Origin of the sequence: Xanthomonas cassavae CFBP 4642 (genome assembly GCF_000454545.1) — a bacterium.
Lineage (GTDB): Bacteria > Pseudomonadota > Gammaproteobacteria > Xanthomonadales > Xanthomonadaceae > Xanthomonas > Xanthomonas cassavae.
In genome coordinates this window covers 688,705-709,532 of sequence record NZ_CM002139.1, presented here as the reverse complement: position 1 = coordinate 709,532, position 20,828 = coordinate 688,705, and the positions used below count along the sequence as shown (strand labels likewise).

The 20,828-nt window shown below is 64.9% G+C and carries 16 protein-coding genes, 1 other RNA gene and 2 pseudogenes; 10 read left to right on the top strand and 9 right to left on the bottom strand.

The window, feature by feature from the left end:
* Positions 1-4: 4 nt before the first annotated feature.
* On the bottom strand, positions 5-1,309 hold the full coding sequence (locus tag XCSCFBP4642_RS0103095; RefSeq protein WP_029218497.1) for an MFS transporter: 1,305 nt from the start codon (positions 1,307-1,309) through the stop codon (positions 5-7).
* A 683-nt stretch (positions 1,310-1,992) separates the two neighbouring features.
* On the opposite strand from XCSCFBP4642_RS0103095, the gene XCSCFBP4642_RS0103090 reads away from it, so the two are divergent.
* A complete protein-coding gene (locus XCSCFBP4642_RS0103090; RefSeq protein WP_029218496.1) occupies positions 1,993-2,538 on the top strand; it encodes a gamma carbonic anhydrase family protein in 546 nt (181 codons plus the stop codon).
* An 80-nt stretch (positions 2,539-2,618) separates the two neighbouring features.
* Positions 2,619-3,515, top strand: a complete 897-nt coding sequence (locus XCSCFBP4642_RS0103085; protein WP_029218495.1) for a DUF2167 domain-containing protein — start codon at positions 2,619-2,621, stop codon at positions 3,513-3,515.
* 62 nt (positions 3,516-3,577) lie between these two features.
* Here XCSCFBP4642_RS0103085 and XCSCFBP4642_RS0103080 read toward each other — a convergent pair whose 3' ends face one another.
* Entirely contained in the window at positions 3,578-3,844 is a 267-nt protein-coding gene (locus XCSCFBP4642_RS0103080; RefSeq protein WP_084624381.1) for a YkgJ family cysteine cluster protein, read from the bottom strand.
* Positions 3,845-4,107: 263 nt separating this feature from the next.
* Between XCSCFBP4642_RS0103080 and ilvD the strand changes: the two genes are divergently transcribed.
* On the top strand, positions 4,108-5,946 hold the full coding sequence (gene ilvD / locus XCSCFBP4642_RS0103075; protein ID WP_029218493.1) for a dihydroxy-acid dehydratase: 1,839 nt from the start codon (positions 4,108-4,110) through the stop codon (positions 5,944-5,946).
* A gap of 87 nt (positions 5,947-6,033) precedes the next feature.
* Here the strand turns inward: ilvD and XCSCFBP4642_RS0103070 are convergent.
* Together XCSCFBP4642_RS0103070 and XCSCFBP4642_RS0103065 are read right to left on the bottom strand one after the other, a co-directional pair.
* Positions 6,034-6,285: pseudogene (locus XCSCFBP4642_RS0103070) on the bottom strand (phage integrase N-terminal SAM-like domain-containing protein); the annotation flags it as partial.
* Positions 6,286-7,377: 1,092 nt separating this feature from the next.
* Positions 7,378-8,103 (bottom strand): nitroreductase family protein, encoded by a 726-nt coding sequence (locus XCSCFBP4642_RS0103065; RefSeq protein WP_029218491.1) that lies wholly within the window; start codon positions 8,101-8,103, stop codon positions 7,378-7,380.
* 61 nt (positions 8,104-8,164) lie between these two features.
* Between XCSCFBP4642_RS0103065 and XCSCFBP4642_RS0103060 the strand changes: the two genes are divergently transcribed.
* Both XCSCFBP4642_RS0103060 and XCSCFBP4642_RS0103055 read left to right on the top strand, forming a co-directional pair.
* Positions 8,165-8,806 carry a TetR/AcrR family transcriptional regulator gene (locus XCSCFBP4642_RS0103060; RefSeq protein ID WP_033897932.1) on the top strand — a complete coding sequence of 214 codons (642 nt, stop codon included), beginning with the start codon at positions 8,165-8,167 and terminating at the stop codon, positions 8,804-8,806.
* A gap of 175 nt (positions 8,807-8,981) precedes the next feature.
* Positions 8,982-9,254, top strand: coding sequence for a hypothetical protein (locus XCSCFBP4642_RS0103055; protein WP_029218489.1), 273 nt, complete (start codon positions 8,982-8,984; stop codon positions 9,252-9,254).
* Positions 9,255-9,658: 404 nt separating this feature from the next.
* Here the strand turns inward: XCSCFBP4642_RS0103055 and XCSCFBP4642_RS0103050 are convergent, their stop codons facing one another.
* Positions 9,659-10,087: a winged helix-turn-helix transcriptional regulator gene (locus XCSCFBP4642_RS0103050; RefSeq protein ID WP_029218488.1), complete on the bottom strand. Its 429-nt coding sequence runs from the start codon at positions 10,085-10,087 to the stop codon at positions 9,659-9,661.
* A 134-nt stretch (positions 10,088-10,221) separates the two neighbouring features.
* Between XCSCFBP4642_RS0103050 and XCSCFBP4642_RS0103045 the strand changes: the two genes are divergently transcribed.
* Complete coding sequence (locus tag XCSCFBP4642_RS0103045; RefSeq protein WP_029218487.1) at positions 10,222-11,100, top strand: SDR family oxidoreductase; 879 nt, start codon at positions 10,222-10,224, stop codon at positions 11,098-11,100.
* 160 nt (positions 11,101-11,260) lie between these two features.
* Here XCSCFBP4642_RS0103045 and XCSCFBP4642_RS26355 read toward each other — a convergent pair.
* A non-coding RNA gene (locus tag XCSCFBP4642_RS26355) (sX9 sRNA) lies at positions 11,261-11,336 on the bottom strand.
* Between the two features lie 581 nt (positions 11,337-11,917).
* Here XCSCFBP4642_RS26355 and XCSCFBP4642_RS0103035 point away from each other — a divergent pair.
* The gene (locus tag XCSCFBP4642_RS0103035; RefSeq protein ID WP_029218486.1) at positions 11,918-13,369 is read left to right on the top strand and encodes an OprO/OprP family phosphate-selective porin; all 1,452 of its coding nucleotides are present in this window, start codon (positions 11,918-11,920) and stop codon (positions 13,367-13,369) included.
* A gap of 69 nt (positions 13,370-13,438) precedes the next feature.
* Here XCSCFBP4642_RS0103035 and XCSCFBP4642_RS0103030 read toward each other — a convergent pair whose 3' ends face one another.
* The 3 genes from XCSCFBP4642_RS0103030 to msuE form a co-directional block, all read right to left on the bottom strand.
* The gene (locus XCSCFBP4642_RS0103030) at positions 13,439-14,467 is read right to left on the bottom strand and encodes a methionine synthase (protein WP_029218485.1); all 1,029 of its coding nucleotides are present in this window, start codon (positions 14,465-14,467) and stop codon (positions 13,439-13,441) included.
* Positions 14,468-14,494: 27 nt separating this feature from the next.
* On the bottom strand, positions 14,495-15,478 hold the full coding sequence (locus XCSCFBP4642_RS0103025; RefSeq protein ID WP_029218484.1) for a DUF1852 domain-containing protein: 984 nt from the start codon (positions 15,476-15,478) through the stop codon (positions 14,495-14,497).
* Positions 15,479-15,641: 163 nt separating this feature from the next.
* Positions 15,642-16,235, bottom strand: a complete 594-nt coding sequence (gene msuE / locus XCSCFBP4642_RS0103020) for an FMN reductase (protein WP_033897931.1) — start codon at positions 16,233-16,235, stop codon at positions 15,642-15,644.
* Between the two features lie 97 nt (positions 16,236-16,332).
* Between msuE and XCSCFBP4642_RS0103015 the strand changes: the two genes are divergently transcribed.
* The 3 genes and pseudogenes from XCSCFBP4642_RS0103015 to XCSCFBP4642_RS23915 all read left to right on the top strand — a co-directional run bounded on the left by XCSCFBP4642_RS0103015 (position 16,333) and on the right by XCSCFBP4642_RS23915 (position 20,569).
* A complete protein-coding gene (locus tag XCSCFBP4642_RS0103015; RefSeq protein WP_029218482.1) occupies positions 16,333-17,247 on the top strand; it encodes a LysR family transcriptional regulator in 915 nt (304 codons plus the stop codon).
* A gap of 177 nt (positions 17,248-17,424) precedes the next feature.
* On the top strand, positions 17,425-18,306 hold the full coding sequence (locus XCSCFBP4642_RS0103010; RefSeq protein WP_029218481.1) for a methylenetetrahydrofolate reductase: 882 nt from the start codon (positions 17,425-17,427) through the stop codon (positions 18,304-18,306).
* A 314-nt stretch (positions 18,307-18,620) separates the two neighbouring features.
* Positions 18,621-20,569: pseudogene (locus tag XCSCFBP4642_RS23915) on the top strand (choice-of-anchor X domain-containing protein).
* Positions 20,570-20,828 lie beyond the last annotated feature (259 nt).

The window sequence follows — 20,828 nt, the reverse complement described above, 5'->3', positions numbered from 1 at the left end:
CGGTTCAGCGATCCGGCAAGCGCATCGCCACCACGGCGGCGGCAGCGAACAGCAGCGGCACGTCGCAGGCCAGGTACAACATGGCCGGCGTCCACCCGGCGTCCAGCACCACCCCCGCACACAGGGGCGACAGGATCGCGCCGAAGCGGCCCACGCCGATCGCCCAGCCCATGCCGGTAGAGCGTACGGCTGCCGGGAATACCACCGACGCTATCGCATACAGCCCTCCCATGGCGGCGGTCATTGCCGCACCGGTCAACAGGGCGGTCACGAAGGCCCAGCTCAGCACCGCGCTGCTCAGCCCGAACGCAAGCATCGCCACCGCCACCAGGATCAACGCACCGGCCGTGAGCCGCGACAGCCGCGCGCGCAGCGCCAGCCAACTGAACAGCGTACCGCCCGCGATACCGCCCAGATTCAACAGCACCCCGCCGGTCACGCCCTGAGCGGCCGACAGCCCTGCGGTCACCAGCAGCTTGGGCGTCCAGCTGAGTACGAAGTAGAACGAGAACATCAGCAGAAAGAACGCCAGCGCGATCAGCAGCGACTGCCGCCGCACCGCGCCGACGAACAGCGCGGCATAGCCCTGCCCGGCCGTCTGTACCGGCGGCGGCGGCAATTGCGGCGAGGCCGGCATCCCCATTCGCGCCAGCACTGCGTTGAAGCGCGCATGTGCATTCGGCGGCCGGCGGGCTATCAGGAACTCCAGCGACTCCGGCAGAAAGGCAAGCACCAGCGGCATGCACGCCAACGAGCCCAGTGCGCCAAGCAGAAATACCGAGGGCCACGACCAGTGCTGCAACAGCAGCGCCGCGATCGCCCCGCCCACGGTTGCGCCCACCGGGTAGCCGGTTGCCTGCAGCACCGTGGCCGTACTGCGCCAGCGGGCGGTCGAATACTCGGCAGCCGTCACCGCCACGCACGCCATTATGCCGCCGATCCCGATACCGGTGAACGCCCGCAGCGCCCCCAGTTGCCAGGCGTTGCCGGCCAGCGCCGAGGCGCCCATACCCACGGTGAGAATGGCCAGGCAAATCAGCGTCAGCGCACGGCGGCCGATGCGGTCAGCCAACGGCGCCAGTACCAACGACCCCACTGCCATGCCCACCAGCCCGGCACTGAACAACATCCCCAACGACTTTCCCGACAACTGCCAATCCGCCGACACATGCGGCGCGGTGAACGCCATCGCCATCACGTCGAAACCGTCGAGCATTGTCAGCAGCACGCAGATCGCCACTGCCCGCCACTGAAAAGGCGTCATGCGCTCCAGCACGAAGGACGCAGGTGTTGAAGCGCTTTGGAGCATCGGGGTGTCCTGTGGAGAAGGGAATGTTCTTGCAGAGCGGGGTGCGGGTGGTCGTGCATCGACAGCAACTTGCGCGGCACTGCAATGACGGCGAGCGGGAGAAAGCGATGTTCGCGTCGCCCGGAACTCGCCATCGCACCGCAACTGCACGCACGCTAGGCCGATCGCAGGCACTGTTCAAGCCGGATCACCGCAGTGCTGTGCGCTTATCGGACGTGACGAGATTGGGCTTCGCTTGGGCGACCACGCGTTCGGACGCGCGATCGACTTCACGCCGTGGTAGGCGACGTCCATCGCTGCGATGAGCAACGACCGCCAGTCCTGGCGCTGTCGCAAAGACATACCAGAACGGTTGGTCGCGATACCGATAGCGTCGCCTGATCGCAACGCACTGCGGCTGCCAGCCAATAACACGGCGATACGTGCGTGCGGTTGCTACTACTCGACAGTGCAGTCACCGAGGTCTGTGGTCTGTGGTCTGCGATCGCAGCCTTGCACACCAGCGGCAAGCGCCCACTGCCTCGTGGTCCGCCGGCGTACAGTCCGCTGCCGGCAGCACATCGCCGCGCCTGCAGATGCACTTCCGCGGTAAGACCTGGGCCCTTCCGCAGTCACCATCACGGCCCGGGTATCATCCACACCGTGTCCGCATCTGGCGGCGCGCCGACTTGCCGGAGAATGCCGTGACCCCGATTCGCCCGTTTCTGGACCACACCCCGCAACTGGGCGAGCGCGTCTATATCGACCCGGCCTGCACCATCATCGGCAAGGTAAGCCTCGGCGACGATGTGTCGGTGTGGCCGGGCACGGTGATCCGCGGCGACGTCAATCATGTGCAGATCGGCGCGCGTGCCAACGTGCAGGACGGCACCATCATCCACGTCAGCCACCACAGCCCGTTCAACAAGGCCGGCTACCCGACCGTGATCGGCGCCGACGTCACCGTGGGCCACGGCACCATCCTGCATGCCTGCACCATCGAAGACCTCTGCCTGATCGGCATGGGCGCCTGCGTGCTCGATGGCGCCACCATCAAACGCTACGGATTTGTTGGTGCCGGTGCAGTGGTCGGACCGGGCAAGGTGGTCGGCGAGGCAGAGTTGTGGCTGGGCAACCCCGCCCGCCTGGCGCGCACGCTCAGCGACAAGGAAATCGAAAGCCTGCATTACTCGGCCCAGCATTATGTGCGGCTCAAGGATCAGTACCTGGGTATCGCCAGCGTGCGCTGACCCGTTGTCTGCCGTGTGAACGCATGGCAGAATCTGCGCCCTGCGGCGTGGGGACGCTGCCATCGAATGGATTCGACCTGATGCACAGTTCCGTTGTCCTGCGCGGCCTGCTGGCCGCCTGCCTGCTGGTTGCAAGCCCGCTGCTGCTCGCCGTACCGGCCGAGGCCGCGGACGAGGCGCAAGTGCTCTCTGCACTCCACTATCACGACGGCCATATCGCCGTGCCGCAGGCCAAGGCGCACTTCGATCTGGACCCGGCCTTCCGTTATCTAGACAAGGCCGATACGCGCCGCGTGCTCGAGCAGCTGTGGGGCAACCCGCCCGACGACAGCGTGCTGGGCATGATCGTGCCGCGGACGCCTGCGCTGGATGCACCGGACAGCTGGGCGGTGGTGGTGACCTACAGCGATGAGGGCTATGTGTCCGACGAGGACGCCGCCAAGATCGATTACAGCGAACTGCTGGAACAGATGCAGAAAGGCACCGCCGAGGACAACGCCGCACGGCGCGAACAGGGGTACGGCACGGTCGACCTGCTCGGCTGGGCCGTGCCGCCGCGCTACGACGCCGGCAGCAAGAAGCTCTACTGGGCAAAGGAACTGCGCTTCGATGGCGCCCAGCAGCACACGCTCAATTACGACATCCGCGTGTTGGGACGCAGCGGCTATCTGAGCCTCAATGCCGTCGCCGGCATGGGCCAGCTCGATCAGGTGCGTCAGGGCATGCAGCAGCTGCTGCCGATGACCGAGTTCGACCAGGGCGCACGCTATGCCGACCACAACCCGTCCACCGACAAGATCGCCAGCTACGGCCTGGCCGGCCTGATCGGCGGTGGCCTGGCGGCCAAGGCCGGGCTGTTCGCCAAGCTGGGCCTGCTGCTGGCCAAGGGCTGGAAGCTGGTGCTGTTGGGCGTGCTGGCGCTGGGCGCCGGCATCAAGCGCGTATTTGCCGGGCGCAAGGCCGACGCCAACGGTTGAGCGCGCGTCGACGCTGCCGATGTCGCTGCCGATCCACATCGGCAGCGGCACCTTCCTGACCTTCAGGGCTGCGTCGCACGCTCCAGGGCGGCCAGCATCGCCAACGCCTGCGTGCGCGAGCTGCCGCACATTTCCACTGACGGACGCAGGCTCGCGCAGACCGCCGGGCGGCTCGGCTGCCCGAACAGGCGGCAGCCCAACTGCGCATCCAGTTGCACACAGCGCACCCCGGCCGGCTTGCCCTGCGGCATGCCCGGAATCGGCGAACTGATGGAAGGGGCAATGCAACAGGCGGCACAGCCCGCGCGGCAGGACACAAGAGCGCTCATGCGCTGAGTCTAAACCGCCCACGCTCACGGGCAATGGCAACGCATCACCGATGTCACGCACAGGGATGAACCGTTCGGCGCAGGATTGTTGGCCGGTCGCTCGACGGTATCGCCCGTACGTTCGCCACTTTCGGCCGCGCGTGCGCGCGACAACTGCATGCTACCGTGCGGGATCATCGGAGCGCGCCTTGACGGTTGCAGCAGCAACAGTCCTGGCGCGGTCTAATTGCCAGCCACCGCTCGCCCTCGTCGTTGAATCCGCCATGCCCGAATACCGCTCCAAGACTTCCACCCACGGCCGCAACATGGCTGGCGCGCGCGCGCTCTGGCGCGCCACCGGCATGAAGGATGGCGACTTCCACAAGCCCATCATCGCCATCGCCAATTCGTTCACCCAGTTCGTGCCCGGGCATGTGCACCTGAAGGATCTTGGGCAGTTGGTCGCGCGCGAGATCGAGCGCGTCGGTGGGGTGGCCAAGGAGTTCGACACCATCGCCGTGGACGACGGCATCGCGATGGGCCACGACGGCATGCTGTATTCGCTGCCCAGCCGCGAAATCATCGCCGACTCGGTCGAATACATGGTCAACGCGCATTGCGCCGACGCGCTGGTGTGCATTTCCAATTGCGACAAGATCACCCCCGGCATGTTGATGGCTGCACTGCGCCTCAACATCCCCACCGTGTTCGTCTCCGGCGGCCCGATGGAAGCCGGCAAGACCAAGCTGGCCGAGCACAAGCTCGACCTGATCGATGCGATGGTGATCGCCGCCGACAACAGCGCCTCCGACGAAAGGGTCGCCGAATTCGAACGCAGCGCCTGCCCCACCTGCGGCTCGTGCTCGGGCATGTTCACCGCCAACTCGATGAACTGCCTGACCGAAGCGCTGGGGCTGTCGCTGCCGGGCAATGGCACCGTGGTGGCAACGCACGCCGACCGCGAACAACTGTTCCTGCGTGCCGGACGCGTCGCAGTGGAACTGTGCCACCGCTGGTATGGCGGCGAAGATCCCACCGCATTGCCGCGCGGCATCGCCACCTTCGACGCCTTCGAAAATGCGATGACGCTGGATATCGCCATGGGTGGCTCGACCAACACCATCCTGCATCTGCTGGCCGCCGCGCAGGAAGGCGAGGTGCCGTTCGGCATGCGCGATATCGACCGCCTGTCCAAGCGCGTGCCGCAGCTGTGCAAGGTGGCGCCGAATACGCCGAAGTACCATATCGAAGACGTGCATCGCGCCGGCGGCATCATGGCCATTCTTGGCGAGCTGGCACGCGGCGGCTTGCTGCACACCAACGCTGCCACCGTGCATGCGCGCACCCTTGCCGATGCCATCGCGCAATGGGACATCACCCGGACCGACGATGAAAAGGTGCTCACATTCTACAAGGCCGGCCCGGCCGGCATTCCCACGCAGATCGCCTTCAGCCAGGCCACGCGCTGGGACACCCTGGATGCCGACCGCAGCGACGGCTGTATCCGCGACGTGGCGCATGCGTTCTCGCAGGAAGGCGGCCTGGCCGTGCTGTACGGCAATATCGCCCGCGACGGCTGCGTGGTGAAAACTGCTGGCGTGGACGAATCCATCCACGTGTTCGAAGGCAATGCGCGCGTTTACGAGAGCCAGGACGCAGCGGTCAAGGGCATCCTTGCCGACCAGGTGGTCGCCGGCGACATCGTCGTGATCCGCTACGAAGGCCCCAAGGGCGGCCCCGGCATGCAGGAGATGCTGTACCCCACCAGCTACCTGAAATCCAAGGGCCTGGGCAAGCATTGCGCCCTGCTCACCGACGGCCGTTTTTCCGGCGGCACCTCGGGACTGTCGATCGGCCATGCGTCGCCGGAAGCGGCGGCAGGCGGCGCGATTGGCCTGGTACGCGACGGCGACAAGATCCTGATCGATATTCCCAAGCGCTCGATCGATCTGCTGATCACCGATGAAGAACTGGCCGCACGCCGCACCGCCCAGGATGCGACGGGCTGGAAGCCGGTCGAGCTGCGCCCACGCAAGGTCACCACCGCGCTGAAGGCGTATGCGTTGCTGGCGACCAGTGCGGACAAGGGGGCGGTGCGGGATAAGGCGTTGCTGGATGGCTGAGGCGTTGCTGCGACTGCACCAGCGTCGGTAGCTGTCGCCGGCTGCGTGAAGCGTGCCGGTACTGGTTCAGCACTCGCGCCGCACAGCAGCACGCACCAGATTTTCCATCCACGGCAGCTCGATACGCAGAACCCCTCGGTAGAGGAACAGCAACGCGGCCAACGCTTGGTTCTGCGTCCCCGCAGACACCCGCCCATCGATCGCCAGACGAGTGAGGAACGCCTCGACCTCCGCCTGCCCCATCTGCGCCGGATGGCGCTTGCCGCTGGCCAGGATGAAGCGTCGTATCCAGTTCAGATAGGACTGCTCGGTGCGTAGGCCGTACTGCCGAACCCGCAATGTTTAGGCGGTCCAATAGAAGTTAGGCGGTGGTGGAGCAAGTCAGTTGGTGCGTCCGGCTTCGGTCGTTTCGCTGGCATGCAAGCGGTCGGCTCCGGGTGGGAGTCATCACCGCTGCGGGGGGCGGCAAGTTCGGGGCTTCGTACGCCAACGTTGTTACTGCGCTGCGCTAATTGCATTTTGCTTCGGTGGCACCCCCGCACCGGGGCATCGCGGGGCAAGCTCCATCCCACAACCTGCGACACACTCGGCTCAGGCGGCAGTGCTGGGGAACATGGTTGCACCATCCAACCTCCGCGGCCACTCACTGCCCAACAACTCATTCAAGCGTTAGCCGTCAGTGGTCACTGATCACTAAGGAGCAAGCGCATGCACTCGTCACTGCTCAAATCGCAGATAGCGAAGGCGGCGTTTCGGACGCAGACGCACTGGTCGTGCTGGAAGGCCAGACCATCGAGCGGCCCTGGGGCTGGATTTTCTTTTACGCCTCTCGCAAGTGACACGAGACCGGCGATTTTCAGTACGCCATTGCGGGAAATTCCCCATACATCGTTGATCGGCAGAGCGGCAAGATCCTCGCCACTGGCACATCGCTACCCACCAAGCACTATATAAAGGCATACGACCGGACAGGTAGCCCGCACGGCTGACAATTCGTCCGTTTCAAGGTCCGAACTGCTTGAAGGCCAGGTGGAGCGGAGCAAGGCGCACCGGCGCTTACTTCAACCATTGCATCGGCTCCGGGCAGTCGCCGTCGTCGCTCGGGGTGGAGAACTCAATGGGCTAGTAGTGCGTAGCGAGCAATCGTCAGGCGGATGTGGAAGCGCGCGCAGAACCGGAGCGCCTGAGTGGTCCAAGCCGATTCCAAGCGCTGGCCACTCCCGTCTGGTTGCTGCGCAGTCGGTTTTTTCAGCTCCTCCAAGGACGCAAAGATGGCAGCATCGATGCCCCGGCCATGCCATGGCGATCCGGAGAACATTCGCCTTGGCGATACAGGATTCCCGCCACACTGCCGCTTAGGCAGATGATGTCTTTCTGCAAGAGTTGCAACCCGCGTCGGGGACAGCTCCGGTATGGAGCGATCACTGGTAGTTAATGCAGAATCACCGAGTCGCTTGCGGCAAGTCGCCAGCGGTGTTCGATTCTTGCATCGTCCGCACGGTAGCCCAGCGCAATGACCAGCGGGATGACTGCGCCTCTGGGGAGTCGCAGCAGCCTGGCGACCTGGCTGGCCGAGAACCCCTCCATCGGGCAGGAGTCGATGCCTTTCGCAGCAGCGGCGAGCATCAGTGTCTGCGCAGCGAAGATGGCATTGCGCGCTGCCCAGTGGCGGCTACCTGTGTGACCGATGGGCAGCAACGACAGGCTGGGACGTAGTGCCGTGACCAGGAGCAGCAGCGGGGACCACAGGATCGACGAGCCCAGGCCGAGGATCTTCTGGAACATGCCCAATTGCTTGCGATAGTAGGCTTTGGATTCGGCGGGTAGTTCGGATGCGCTTTCGACATAGGTGTGCTGTGCGGCAATCGTGCGCCTGCCCAGCGCAGGACTGGCCACCACCACCACGAAGTCGGCGGCGGAGGCTGCGGATTTCTGCCCATTGCAGGCCGCTGCCAGCGCTTTCTTCATGGTCGGTGTGCGGATCCAGTGCAGCTGATAGGGCTGAAGATTGCCGCTGGATGGTGCGAGCGAGGCTTCTTCGAGTATGGCCCGGATATCTTGCTCCGGGATGGGTTCTGGTTGAAACTTGCGGATCGCCCTGCGAAAGCGATTCGCGGCCTGGAAGGCGTCCCAATGACGCGGCAGCTGTGTGTTCATGGAGTAAATCGTAAGTTGATGCCTGGCTTTCGAAAACTCACATTCCGGTGCGCTGCCCGCCATGAAGAAGACCGCCCTGAAACCCAGGACGATTCCCGCCCAGGCGCGCTCTAGGGCCACGGTGGACGCGATCGTTCAGGCCGCGACTTACATTTTGACCACGGTTGGCTGGGACGGGTTGACCACCAATGCGATCGCTGAGCGCGCTGGCGTCAACATTGCATCGCTGTATCAGTTCTTCCCGAACAAGGAGGCGATCATTGCCGAGCTGCAGCGCCGGCATGCCGACGACACCCATGCGGACCTAAGCGCGATCCTGATGAACCTGCCCGAGCAGCCAGCGCTACGCGAGGTGCTCGCAACCCTGGTCAGGCTGTTGATCGACGAGCACCGCGTCGCGCCGGCCTTGCATCGAGCGATCCACGATGAGTTGCCACGCACTGTTCGATTCGCGGAGCATGACAACCAGCCGCTGCGCGATCATTTCATGCAGGCCATGAGGCCTTTGATGCGCAATGTGCCGGATCCGGACCTGGCGATTTGCATGGTGAGCATGTCTGCGCATGCAATCATTCATATGGTCACTGCCGAGCGCCCTGCCCTGCTGGACGACCCACACTTTGCGGAGGAATTGGTGACCTTGTTCGACGCGTTTCTGGATCGTCCTGCAGGTTCGCCTGCCTTGCGGACATTGCCAGTTTAATCTGCCTGCCCTACACAGGCACGCATATCGAACCTGCCACCAGCAATGCTGCCAGCTGCACTCGCCGCGCGTCGGCCGGACCGTATATACGTCGCTGCGGTCCTGTGAGCAGGCAACGTCAGTGGCAAGGTCGACAACGCACCTCGCACCACTTCTCATGAGTATGCAGCCAGCGATGACACCCTTTCAGGCAGATGCGATTGCGCAGGCGGTGTTGCACGGGGATCCTGCTGGTCAGGAAGCGCTGCGCGTGAAACACGCGAAGAAGGCCTGGGAGTTGGCAGACCGCCGCAAGGTGGCCGCACTCGGGTTGATCGGGTTTGCATTGGGCGCAGCGCTCGCTCCGATGCATGGCGCCCACTGGATACGGGTCGGGACGGTCAGCAGCCTTGGCGCTGCTGGTATCGGCTGGATCCGGGTGTCCTGGCGCCGCTCCGGGCGGCGATAGGGCAGTCGAGCGATGCCGGGCACGATCTTGTGCCCGGCACCCATTCGATCGGCAACGCGTCGCCAGGCACCAAGACTCAAACACCGGATGCCGCGCCGAGTGAACACCTGCAATGCAGTGGCTTGAGACCAGGATTGCACCGCCTGTGCGTGGCAGGCGATCCCTGGCGCCAACAACGCAGCGAAATTCGTCACCGCATCGCCGGCTCAGCGCGGGGCGCGAGCACCGATGGCGGGTAGGCGCGTCTGGCCGGCGCACTGCCATCAATGCATGACCGTGCCTACGCCACGCGCCAGACGCAATCACGCGCACACCCACCCTGCGCGTCCGCCTGACGCCGCACTCGGCTCGGCCGCCAGCGCGCACCTGCATGCCGCAGCAGCCCGTGCGGCGATGCAGCCGACTCAGGCGATCGCGCCGTTGGCTTCGGTCAGCCCCGCGGTCTGGGCGTGATCGAATCGCTCGCGGGCGGCACGGATGCTGGCGTGGTGTTCGCCTGCCCAGTTCAGCAGTTGCGACACCGGGCCCAGCAGCGCGACACCGAGCTTGGAGAGCGCGTACTCCACGCTGGGCGGCTTGGTGGCGTAGACCTTGCGGGTGATCATGCCGTTGCGCTCGAGGTTGCGCAGGGTCTGGGTCAGCATCCGCTTGGAGATGTCCGGCACGGCGCGCTGGATGGCGCTGAAGCGGGACGGGCCAGGGATCAGCGTCAACAGGATCAGCAGAGTCCACTTATCGCCAATCTGGTCCAGCACATCACGCACGGGGCACTTGGTGGCGTCGAAGGGACCTTCGAGGGAAGGCGGCGGCGGGAACATGGCAATCGCATTCACGGGGTATCTCACAGTAACCAGGGGGAGAAAAACTGCCTCCTTGCGAAGCACCGAGCGGTCCTGACAATAAGCTCGCGGACCAAGAGGTCTAAATACTAGACCAAACCTCTTCTCTAAACCTATTGGAGCGCACCATGGCACATGCTTCCCCCCTGATCCTTGTCACCGGCGCCAGCGGGCAACTGGGCGCGTTGGTCGTCGACGCATTGCTCGAGCAGGTGCCTGCCAGCCGCATCGTAGCAACGGCCCGTGATACTGCGTCACTCGCCGGGTTCGCAAAACGCGACATCACGGTGCGTCAGGCCGACTACGCCGACCCGCACAGCCTGGACCAGGCGTTTGCTGGGGTCGGCCGGGTGCTGCTGGTGTCGTCCAATGCGGTTGGCGCACGCGTGCCGCAGCATCGCAATGTGATCGACGCCGCCAAGCGCGCCGGGATCGAACTGCTCGCCTACACCAGCATCCTGCATGCCGATACCAGCACGCTGTCGCTGGCCGAAGAGCATGTGGCCACCGAGGCCCTGCTGCGCGACAGCGGCGTGCCGCATGTGCTGCTGCGCAACGGCTGGTACACCGAGAACTACACCGGCGCGATTGCGGCCGAGGTGGAGCACGGTGGGGCAATGGGCAGCTCCGGCGAGGGCAAGATCAGTACGGCCACGCGCGCGGACTACTCGGTGGCAGCGGCGGCAGTGCTGGCGTCGGACGCGCCGCAGGCCGGGCAGGTCTATGAACTGGCAGGCGATACCGCCTTCACCATGGCCGAATACGCGGCAGAAGTGTCGCGGCAGTCGGGCAAGCCGGTGGCCTATCACGACCTTTCCGAGGCCGACTACGCCGCGGCGCTGGTGCGGGTGGGCGTGCCGGCCGGGTTTTCGCAGGTGCTGGCGCAGTGCTCGGCGTCTTCGCGCGGCGGCAGCCTGTTCGATGACAGCCACACGCTGAGCCGGCTGATCGGGCGCCCGACCACCCCACTGCGCGAGACGGTGGCGGCGGCGCTGGCGGTGCACTGAGCCCTCCGCAGGCATCGCCTCGGCGGCCGCCAGCCTTGGCCGTCGCCCCTTGGGTGAGCGCTCCGCTACGATCGCCCGTGACCAATGACCGGAGGCAGGCACCGACCTGCTTCCGGCGGGATGCGCGGACGCTGGCCCGCATGGTCGCCGGCTCAAGCGTTGCTACCAAAACAGAGCGAGCGGTCGTCAGGTGGGAACAGGCGGCGTGCAGGAATCGGAGTGTAAGAGTGGTACATGTCGCTCCGAGCGCCGGTCTGGCGGTGAGCGCAGTAGGTTTGTTAGCTGCTCTTGACCGCCCTACCGGCGGGGCCCTCACTCCGCCTGATGACGACACCGGCGGCCCGTTGCTCGACGTGGCCCAGGTCACTGACCGCCATGTAGTGCTCAGTGGCCCTACGCAACTGGTCGGTCGACGCGCAGGGAAGGCGCGCGAGTGTCCGGGAGCCTGCGGCCACCGCTGCACCTGTCGCTGAGCGATGCGGCGCGAGCAATGCGCCAGCGTGATCGCGCACAGACCGCGACCTCCCCGCCCTACGGCCGCAATGCTCCCTCGCGCCGTTGCTCCGGCTTGCGCGGGGCGCGTCTTGCGCTGGTCGCACAACTGACACCGCGCGGACACACCGCTGACACAAACAGCGCAAGGGACGCGCCACCAGTGTCACCAAACTGACATCAAATCTAAATATAACTGCTGCCATTGCCGCGCCGTCAGGGACGACCGGGCATCTTGGTGGAGGGTCCATTGCCGTGTGCAGCCCGCTGGCGCACCGGCCCGACCGCTCCACCGACTCCGATTTCCCTTGTACGAGCCGGATCCATGAAAAAACGCAATCTCGCCACCGTCCTGTGCGCCCTGAGCGCGAGCGCAAGCGGCAGCACGCTGGCCGCCGAGCTGGAGCTGTACGTCGACCGCAAGACCAAGCAGATCTTTGCCGAGCCCGCGCCGGGCCGCGACAAGCTGGGCAAATTCGTGCAGGTGGACGAAAACGGCAAGCTGCCGGCGTCGGCAATGCCCGCCGCACCTACTCAACCGCTGCCACCGGCGCCGGGTGCTGCGCCGCCGGCCGATACCGCCATCGCCCAGGCCCCTCCCGCTGCAGCACCTGCGCCGGCACCGGCCAAGTCGGCCGAGGCCGGCAAGAAGTGGTACGACAAGCTCAGCCTGCGCGGCTACACCCAGATCCGCTACAACCAGGGCATCGGCGGCGATGCGCAGGACCTGCGCGCGCCAGGCGATCGCTTCATCGGCAACGACCAGAGCCTGGGCATCCGGCGTGCACGCCTGGTGCTGAGTGGCGACCTCAACGAGCATGTGTCGCTGTATTTCCAGCCCGACTTTGCCAGCACGCCCACCGGCTCGACCACCTCCAACTTCGCGCAGCTGCGCGATGCCTACGCCGATATCTTCTTCGACAAGAAGCGCGAGTACCGCGTGCGCGTGGGCCAATCGAAAATGCCGTACGGCTGGGAAAACCTGCAGTCCAGCCAGAACCGCCTGACGCTGGATCGTGCCGATGCGCTCAACTCCGGCCTGCGCGACGAACGCGATATCGGCGCGGTGTTCTACTACAGCCCCACCGTGGCCAAGGGCCGCTTCCAGGACCTGGTCAAGTCCGGCCTGAAGGGCTCGGGCGACTATGGCGTGATCGGCGCGGGCGTGTACAACGGCCAGGGCGCCAACCGCGCCGAGCGTAACGACGGCATGCATGCAGTGGTGCACGCCACCTACCCGTTCAAGTTCGCCAATGGCCAGTACCTGGAAGTGGGGGCCGATGCCTACAGCGGGCGCTTCGTACCAACCGCGGCGGCAGTGAACATCGATGGCCGCAGCTTCACCCCGGCCATCACCGACCCTGACGGCTATACCGACCAGCGCGTGGCCGCGCACGTCATCTATTACCCGCAGCCGTTCGGCCTGCAGGCGGAGTGGACGGTGGGCCGCGGGCCGGAGCTGGATGTCGCACAGCGTCGCATCCGCACCCGTTCGCTGAGCGGCGGCTACGTGCAGGCGATGTTCACGCACGACTTCAATTACGGCACGCTGCTGCCGTACCTGAAATGGCAGAGCTACCGTGGCGGCTCCAAGTTCGATACCAATGCGCCGCGCATGCGCCTGGACGAAGTGGAAGCCGGTGTCGAATGGCAGCCGATGGACGCGCTGGAACTGGTGTTTGCCTATTCGAAGATGAAGCGTACCGACGTCACCACCGCGCCGTATCCGGTGGTGGAAGGCGATCTGCTGCGAGTGCAGTTGCAGGTCAATTACTGATCTCTGCAACTTGATGGACCACGAAAAAGCCCCCGCATGCGGGGGCTTTTTTTATGGCGCTGCTGGTCTCTAAGTTGATAGCTCTCTACGCACGATCTGCGCGCCTGCACTGAGCGCGTGGAGCTTGCCGCGCGCGACGTGTCGCGCAAGCGGCGCCATGCCGCAGTTGGTGGACGGGTAGAGCTTGTCGGCGTCGACAAACCGCAGCGCCTTGCGCAGCGTGTCGGCCACGTCCTGGGCTGTTTCGATCGTTGTGCTGGCCACGTCGATGGCGCCGACCATCACCTTCTTGCCGCGCACCAGCTCGATCAGATCGATCGGCACGTGCGAGTTGTGGCACTCCAGCGAGACGATGTCCAGTGAGGATGTCTGCAGCTTGGGGAACGACTCTTCGTACTGGCGCCACTCCGAGCCCAGGGTCTGCTTCCAATCGGTATTGGCCTTGATGCCGTAGCCATAGCAGATATGGACGGCGGTCTCGCATTTGAGTCCTTCGACTGCGCGTTCCAGGGTCGCAACACCCCAGTCGTTGACCTCGTCGAAGAAGACATTGAAGGCCGGCTCGTCGAACTGGATGATGTCCACGCCGGCGGCTTCGAGTTCCCTGGCTTCCTGATTGAGGATCTTGGCAAATTCCCAGGCCAGCTTTTCGCGGCTCTTGTAGTGCGCGTCAAAGAGCGTATCGATCATGGTCATGGGACCGGGCAGCGCCCACTTGATGGGCTGGTCGGTCTGCTGACGCAGGAATCTGGCATCGTCCACGAATACGGATGTGGGGCGGCTCACCGCACCAACGACGGTCGGCACGCTGGCATCGTAGCGGTCGCGGATCCTGACCGTCTCGCGCTTTTCGAAATCGACACCGCTGAGGTGTTCGATGAACGTGGTAACGAAATGCTGGCGGGTCTGTTCGCCGTCGCTGACGATATCGATGCCGGCGTGCTGCTGTTCCTGCAGCGACAGGCGCAATGCGTCCTGCTTGCCTTCGACCAGTGCCTGGTCCTGCAGTTTCCAGGGCGACCAGAGTGTTTCCGGCTGCGCGAGCCAGGACGGCTTGGGCAGGCTGCCGGCGGTTGAGGTGGGGAGCAGCTTTGTCATGATGAGTGATGTCTTACGTCTGGTTGATTAGGAAGCGTGGCTGGACGCCCATTGCGCGAGAACATGCCCGTAGGGCCGGATGAAGTGTTCTTCGGTGAATTTGCCCTGCGTCACCGCGAGCTGGCTACGCTCTTCCCGGTCGTAGACGATCTGGGTGGACGAATAATCCTGATGCTTCAGGCTCGGCTGGTAGATCGCCCCTGCTGCGGAATTGGCGTTATAGATTTCTGGCCGGTAAATCTTCTGGAAGGTTTCCATCGTGCTGATGGTGCCGATCAGCTCCAGGTTGGTGTAGTCGCCGAGCAGGTCGCCGAAGAAGTAAAACGCAAGGGGAGCAACACTGTTCGGCGGCATGAAATAGCGCACCTGCAGGCCCATTTTTTCGAAATACTGATCGGTCAGCGAGAACGCGTCCTGCCTGTATTCGACACCCAGGATGGGGTGCCGATTCCCGGTGCGGTGATAGGTTCTGCTGGTGGAGACGCTGATGCAGATGACCGGCGGCTTGTCGAAGCGCGCGGTGTAGGCATCCGAGTGCACGAAGTGCTTGAACAGGGTGCCGTGCAGGCTGCCGAAATCCTCGGGGATGTTGAAACCTGAGCCGTCCTGATTGTGCGCTGGCAGCAGCACGCTGAAATCGTAGTCGCGTACGTAGGACGAAAAATTATTCCCCGCGATGCCATCGATGCACGCACCGGTGTGTTGATCGACGATGGAAGGCTTCAATATCTCGATCAATGGAAAGGCATCGCCTGCGTCACGCCCGCCGATGTGCATCTCGGCAGAGATGATGTCGAGCTCGATAACGTAGCGGTCACGCGTGGGATTATCCCAATGGGCCAGATCGTTGAAGCGGTTGTTGATCATCGCCAGCGTGTTACGCAGATTCTCCCGACGACGCTGCCCTCTGGCCAGGTTCGCAAAGTTGGTGGTGTTGCGCGTCGTGGCCGAAGGTTGGTAGTCCTCGTCGAACCGGAGGCTCTTGATGGTGAAGGTGAATTGCTGAGTCATTGCAGCTGACGCCTTGTTTCTTCGAATGGGACGCGCGCCCTGCGGCGCAGCGGTGTGTGCCGGCTGGATGCGCGCCCGGCATCTGGAGCAGCCGGCACGCACCAACGAATCCTGTCGCGGCAAGCACAGGTGGCCCGCCGGACAGCCGTAAAGTGGATGGCGCTCAGGCTGCGGCCACCGCAGTTGCGGCGCTGGCCGGTGCCTGCCGCGTCAATGCGATCAGTGGCAGTGCCCGTTGCACCGCCAGTCTGGCCCGCTCGGCCAGGGCCTCGTTGTGCACGCGGTAGTCCAGGAAATCCCGGTCGGTCGCGTAGACGCCCAGCGGCAACGTACGTGCCTGGAAGAAGCTGAAAAGCGGCCGCAACTGATGCTCGATCACCAGTGCATGGCGGTCGCTGCCGCCGGTCGCCGCCAGCAATACCGGGGTGTCGATGAGGGCATCCTGATGGATGAAATCGAAGAAGTGCTTGAACAGCCCGGTGAACGAGCCGCGATAGACCGGCGTTGCCACCACCAGCACGTCTGCCTGCTCTACGGCGGCAAGTTCCTGCTCCACCGTTGCCGGTAGCTGCGAGCGCCAGACCGCAGCGGCGAACTGCGGCGCCAACGCCCCGAGTTCGATCAAATGTTGCTCGCACGGCACGGCAGCGGCGATCAGCGCCAGCAGGTGTTCGGCCAGGGCGACGGCCTTGGAGGGGCGCTGCAGCCCGCCGGAGACCGCGACGACGCGGAGGGGGTGTGGCACGTTGACAGTCATGCGGGTGAACCTGAAACGACGAACCCCGATGCTAGGGGTCGCATTTGATGAAGTAAAATGGTGTTATTTCAACAGTCCATGAATTCGGGTCATCTGAATGCTCGAGCGCATCCATCTCACCATCGTCCAGCAGGTCGAGCAGCAGGGCTCGCTGACGGCCGCTGCAGGCGTGTTGAACCTGACCCAGTCCGCGCTGAGCCACAGCATGAAAAAGCTGGAGCAACAGCTGGGCACCGACGTGTGGCTGCGCGAGGGACGCAACCTGCGGCTGACCCAGGCCGGGCAATACCTGCTGGCCGTGGCGAACCGGGTGCTGCCGCAGCTGGCTCTGGCCGAAGAGCGCCTTGGGCAGTTTGCGCAGGGCGAACGCGGCGCGCTACGCATCGGCATGGAATGCCATCCCTGCTACCAATGGCTGCTCAAGCTGGTGTCGCCTTATCTGGCCACGTGGCCGGATGTGGATGTGGACGTGAAGCAGAAGTTCCAGTTCGGCGGCATTGGCGCGCTGTTTGGCTATGAGATCGATCTGCTGGTCACGCCCGACCCGCTGTTCAAGCCCGGGCTGAAGTTCGAGCCGGTGTTCGACTACGAACAGGTGCTGGTCGTGGCCAAGGGCCATGCGCTGGCGTCAGCCGCCTATGTCAAGCCGCAACAGCTGACCCGCGAGGTGCTCATCAGCTACCCCGTGGACCTGGAGCGCCTGGATATCTACAGCCAGTTCTTGCTGCCGGCCGGTGTCACGCCGCGCCGCCACAAGGCCATCGAAACGACCGACATCATGATGCAGATGGTGGCCAGCGGCCGCGGCGTGGCCGCCATGCCACGCTGGCTGGTCGAGGAATATGCGGCAAGGATGGACGTGGTGCCGGTCCGGCTGGGTGCGCGCGGCATTCCCAAGCAGATCTTCCTGGGCGCGCGCGAGGCCGATATCGCCATCGACTACCTGCGTGCCTTCATCGAATTGGCGCGACAGCCTGCCAATGCCACCGCCCGTCCACCCGCAGCCAACTGATGGGCGCTATCGCCCGCCGCGCGCCACGTGCGCTGCCTCACGGCAACGACCGCACCTGTTGCATGGCTGCTGCGCGCCGCGCTCTGGTGCGCTGATGAGAGCCACGCCGCTGTCCCGCAGCGCTCGATCCATGCACGCGTGCCGGAGCCAACCAATGATTGAAGGACGCCACACCCGTTGATGCATCAAGACACGCCCAGGCCCACCAGCACCTTCATCGACGCCTACTCGCTGGAGGTGGCCGCGAACGACATCGACGCGTTGTCTGCAGTGGCACCGCGGATCATGCCCGGCTCCCGCATTGCCATCCCGTCCCTGCCCGGCCAGGACACCGCGACGCGACTGGCCGCCGCATGCAGAGTGCGCGCGCTTGGCTTTGCGCCCATGCCGCACCTGGTGGCGCGCCGCATCGCCTCGCTGGACGACCTGCAGGCGTTCCTCAGCCGCGCCGTCGATGAGGCCGGCGTTGAGCACTGCCTGGTGATCGCGGGTGATTCGTCGTCTCCGATCGGGCCGTTTCCAGATAGCGTGTCGCTGATCGCGACAGGCGTTTTCGAGCACGCTGGAATCCAGAGCCTCGCCGTGACGGGACATCCGGAAGGCCATCCGGCCATGCATGCAGGCGCCCAATGGGAGGTCCTGGATCGCAAGTGTCGCAGCATCGCCGAGCGCGGCATGGCACCACTGATCGTTACGCAGTTCGCGTTCGATGCGTACCTTGTGCTGAGGTGGTTGGAGACGCTGCGCGCGCGTGGCATTGACGCTCCGGTGCGCGTGGGTGTGCCAGGTCCTGCCGGCGTTGCGGTGCTCGCCCGCTATGCCGCAAGGTGCGGTGTGAGCGCCAGCGCGGCGATGCTGTCCAACTACGGCGCCTCGATCGGTAAGCTGCTTGGAACGGCCGGGCCGGACCGCTTTGTTGATCGCCTCACCGCCGGCCTGACCAAAGCGCATGGCGATGTCCGCCTGCACCTGTTTCCGTTCGGCGGGATCGCACGCTCGGTCGCGTGGGTAGAGCATTACTGCTCCCGGAGCAGGCTCACGCATCCCGTCAACCTGTAGACGCATCAAACAGATGACGCGCGTCCAGCCGAGCCGCCAAACACACGCGAGGTGAGGTTCTGAACATCAATCTCGGGCAGCGGTTCGATACGCATTAGAGCGCAATTTTCTGCATGTCCGCGACCCTCATCACAGTCTGTGCTATCTAGTCCTGGCGTTTTCTACGCTGCACATGTGAGGTGTTGCAGCGCACAGCAGGCTTGTCATGCGCGCGATGTATAACCTTTGCGAATCGCGGCGAGGGGGCGCTGCATCCAATGCCGTTGCTGCGTGCGATGGCATTGCATCCGCAACGTCCAAGGAGAGATGTCGCCATGCGCAAGTCCTCGTTGTTGTCCGTGATGTGCACCCTGTCGCTCGTGTCGATGCCGCTGGCGGCGGCCGACCTGCAGCCCAAACAACTGGCCGGCCCTCCTGAGGAGTTCGCGCAGATGCGCGCACCCGATCCGGCCGAGTCGGCGATCCTGTCCAAGAGCGCCCTGTTGCCGGTGGAGCTGACGCCGGCCGGTAACGCCGCACGCTGGCAAGGCACGCTGCCGGTGGAAAATGGCCGCCTGCGTTTCATGGTGCTGGCCGGCGACCAGGCATGGGACGCCGCCGTGGCGGCACCACGTGTTGCCGGCGCACGCGCCGCCGCCGCGCCGCAGGTGCAGGCACAACGCACCGTGCTGGGCACGGCGGACAACGGCACCACCGGCATGCGCTACGCGGTGGACGCCGCACAGAACGGCAACTGGTCATTGACCTGCAATCGGCCTCGCCGCTGGCGCAGCGCGGCTATGTGCTGATGGAAGGCGATGCCCGTACGCAGCTGGCCTCGTATCCGCGCGACCGCCAGCACCTGGTGGGCAAGTCGCTGACGCTCAACGCGATGCTCAGCGGCAACGATGCGCGTGGTGCGACCCTGCTCGCCAGTCAAGCCGGGCAGATCGACACCGCCGGCCTGCGGGTGATCGATCCGCAAGGCGCAGTGCGCGTCCTGCCGATGGCCGACGACGGCGCCCATAACGATGGCGCGGCCGGCGACGGCGTGTATGGCGGCAAGTTCCAGCCAGGCCGCGAGGGCACCTGGATTGCGCAGGTCATCGTGCGCGGCCACGACCAGGCCGGGCAGCCCTTCGTGCGGACCAGCGAACATGTGATGCCCGTGCTGGATACGTCCCTGCGCCTGATGGGCAATGCACTCAGCGCACGCGCAGCCGAGGGCACCCGGCTCGCGCTTGCCTTGCCGGTGGCTGCGCGCGGCAAGGCACCGTCGCACTATCGTGTGTTCGGTCAGGTCTGGGGGACCGATGCCAAGGGCCGTGATGTGCCGGTGGCATGGATCGGCGGCATGCTGGCGCCGCAGCAGGGACAGCTGCCGCTGAGCCTGGACGAGCGTTGGATCGCGCGTGCCGGCGCACGTGCGCCGTTCTCGCTGCGTGGGCTGCGCATCGAAGACCCCGATTACTACATCCCGTTGGTGCAGGCCGACAGCTTGCCGCTGCAGGTGCCGGCGTTGCGGCGCGCCAGCATCGCGCGTGCCACCGGCGCCATCGACGAGAGCATGCGCATGGGGCCACGCCCGTCGACGCTGGCCACCGCCATGGCACGCCCGCAGGCGGCCGGATCGCAGCTGGTGCTGGTGCACGGCTATTGCTCCAACGGCGTGTGGCCGCAGGCGCAGTTCACCAACGCCTCCACCTTCCTGGACGCCAAGCAGAACCGCAGCAACGACCAGTTTGCACAGCGTATCGCGCAATTCGCCAGCCAGTGGTCGTCGTTTTCAACGGTGGCGCACAGCCAGGGCGGCATGGCCGCGCTGCACCTGTACACCTACTACTGGAGCGGCCTGGATAACGCCAGCGGGGGGCGCGTGATGCAGTCGGTGGGCACGCCCTATCAGGGCACCAATCTGTCCGGCATACTGGCCGCGGTGGTATCGGGGTTCGGCGTGGGCTGCGGCACCAATGCGGACATGACCTACGACGGCGCCAAGGCCTGGCTGGCCGGCATTCCCGCCGACGCGCGCGCCAAGGCCAACTACTACACCACCTCGTTCGCTAAGACCAACTGGTACACCAACGACTACTGCAACGCGGCCTCGGACCTGGTGTTGAACGACCCGGAAGACGGCACCGTGGAGCAGGTCAATGCGCAGCTGCCCGGCGGCGTCAATCGCGGCCACGCCACCGGCCAGTGCCACACCACCGGCATGCGCGACCCGGCGCAGTATCTGGATGCCAACCGCAATGCAGTGATGAATGCCAACGCGGCAAGGTGATGCAGACGTAAGCGGCAAGTGCCATGGCCGGTCCGAGAGAGCCGGTCATGGCATACTGGCATTGCAGTCATGGATCGATGGGCAGGCCCTGCAAATCTGCTTCCCAATAGAAATCTCGCCTTGCCGTGGACGGCACGTTTTCTTCTAAAAGCACACGGATATTTCCGGCGCATCCTTGAACTGGAGACGACCGATCCACTCCCCACGATCGGTGCCGCTAAGCAATCCGCCGAAGGCGTGTGCGAAATGATCCGGCTGC

Bases quoted from the DNA above. Each gene is read 5' to 3' on its own strand.
- XCSCFBP4642_RS0103095 (WP_029218497.1), bottom strand. From the start codon at position 1,309: ATGCTCCAAAGCGCTTCAACACCTGCGTCCTTCGTGCTGGAGCGCATG.
- XCSCFBP4642_RS0103085 (WP_029218495.1), top strand. From the start codon at position 2,619: ATGCACAGTTCCGTTGTCCTGCGCGGCCTGCTGGCCGCCTGCCTGCTG.
- XCSCFBP4642_RS0103080 (WP_084624381.1), bottom strand. From the start codon at position 3,844: ATGAGCGCTCTTGTGTCCTGCCGCGCGGGCTGTGCCGCCTGTTGCATT.
- ilvD (WP_029218493.1), top strand. From the start codon at position 4,108: ATGCCCGAATACCGCTCCAAGACTTCCACCCACGGCCGCAACATGGCT.
- XCSCFBP4642_RS0103065 (WP_029218491.1), bottom strand. From the start codon at position 8,103: ATGAACACACAGCTGCCGCGTCATTGGGACGCCTTCCAGGCCGCGAAT.
- XCSCFBP4642_RS0103060 (WP_033897932.1), top strand. From the start codon at position 8,165: ATGAAGAAGACCGCCCTGAAACCCAGGACGATTCCCGCCCAGGCGCGC.
- XCSCFBP4642_RS0103055 (WP_029218489.1), top strand. From the start codon at position 8,982: ATGACACCCTTTCAGGCAGATGCGATTGCGCAGGCGGTGTTGCACGGG.
- XCSCFBP4642_RS0103045 (WP_029218487.1), top strand. From the start codon at position 10,222: ATGGCACATGCTTCCCCCCTGATCCTTGTCACCGGCGCCAGCGGGCAA.
- XCSCFBP4642_RS0103035 (WP_029218486.1), top strand. From the start codon at position 11,918: ATGAAAAAACGCAATCTCGCCACCGTCCTGTGCGCCCTGAGCGCGAGC.
- XCSCFBP4642_RS0103030 (WP_029218485.1), bottom strand. From the start codon at position 14,467: ATGACAAAGCTGCTCCCCACCTCAACCGCCGGCAGCCTGCCCAAGCCG.
- XCSCFBP4642_RS0103025 (WP_029218484.1), bottom strand. From the start codon at position 15,478: ATGACTCAGCAATTCACCTTCACCATCAAGAGCCTCCGGTTCGACGAG.
- msuE (WP_033897931.1), bottom strand. From the start codon at position 16,235: ATGACTGTCAACGTGCCACACCCCCTCCGCGTCGTCGCGGTCTCCGGC.
- XCSCFBP4642_RS0103015 (WP_029218482.1), top strand. From the start codon at position 16,333: ATGCTCGAGCGCATCCATCTCACCATCGTCCAGCAGGTCGAGCAGCAG.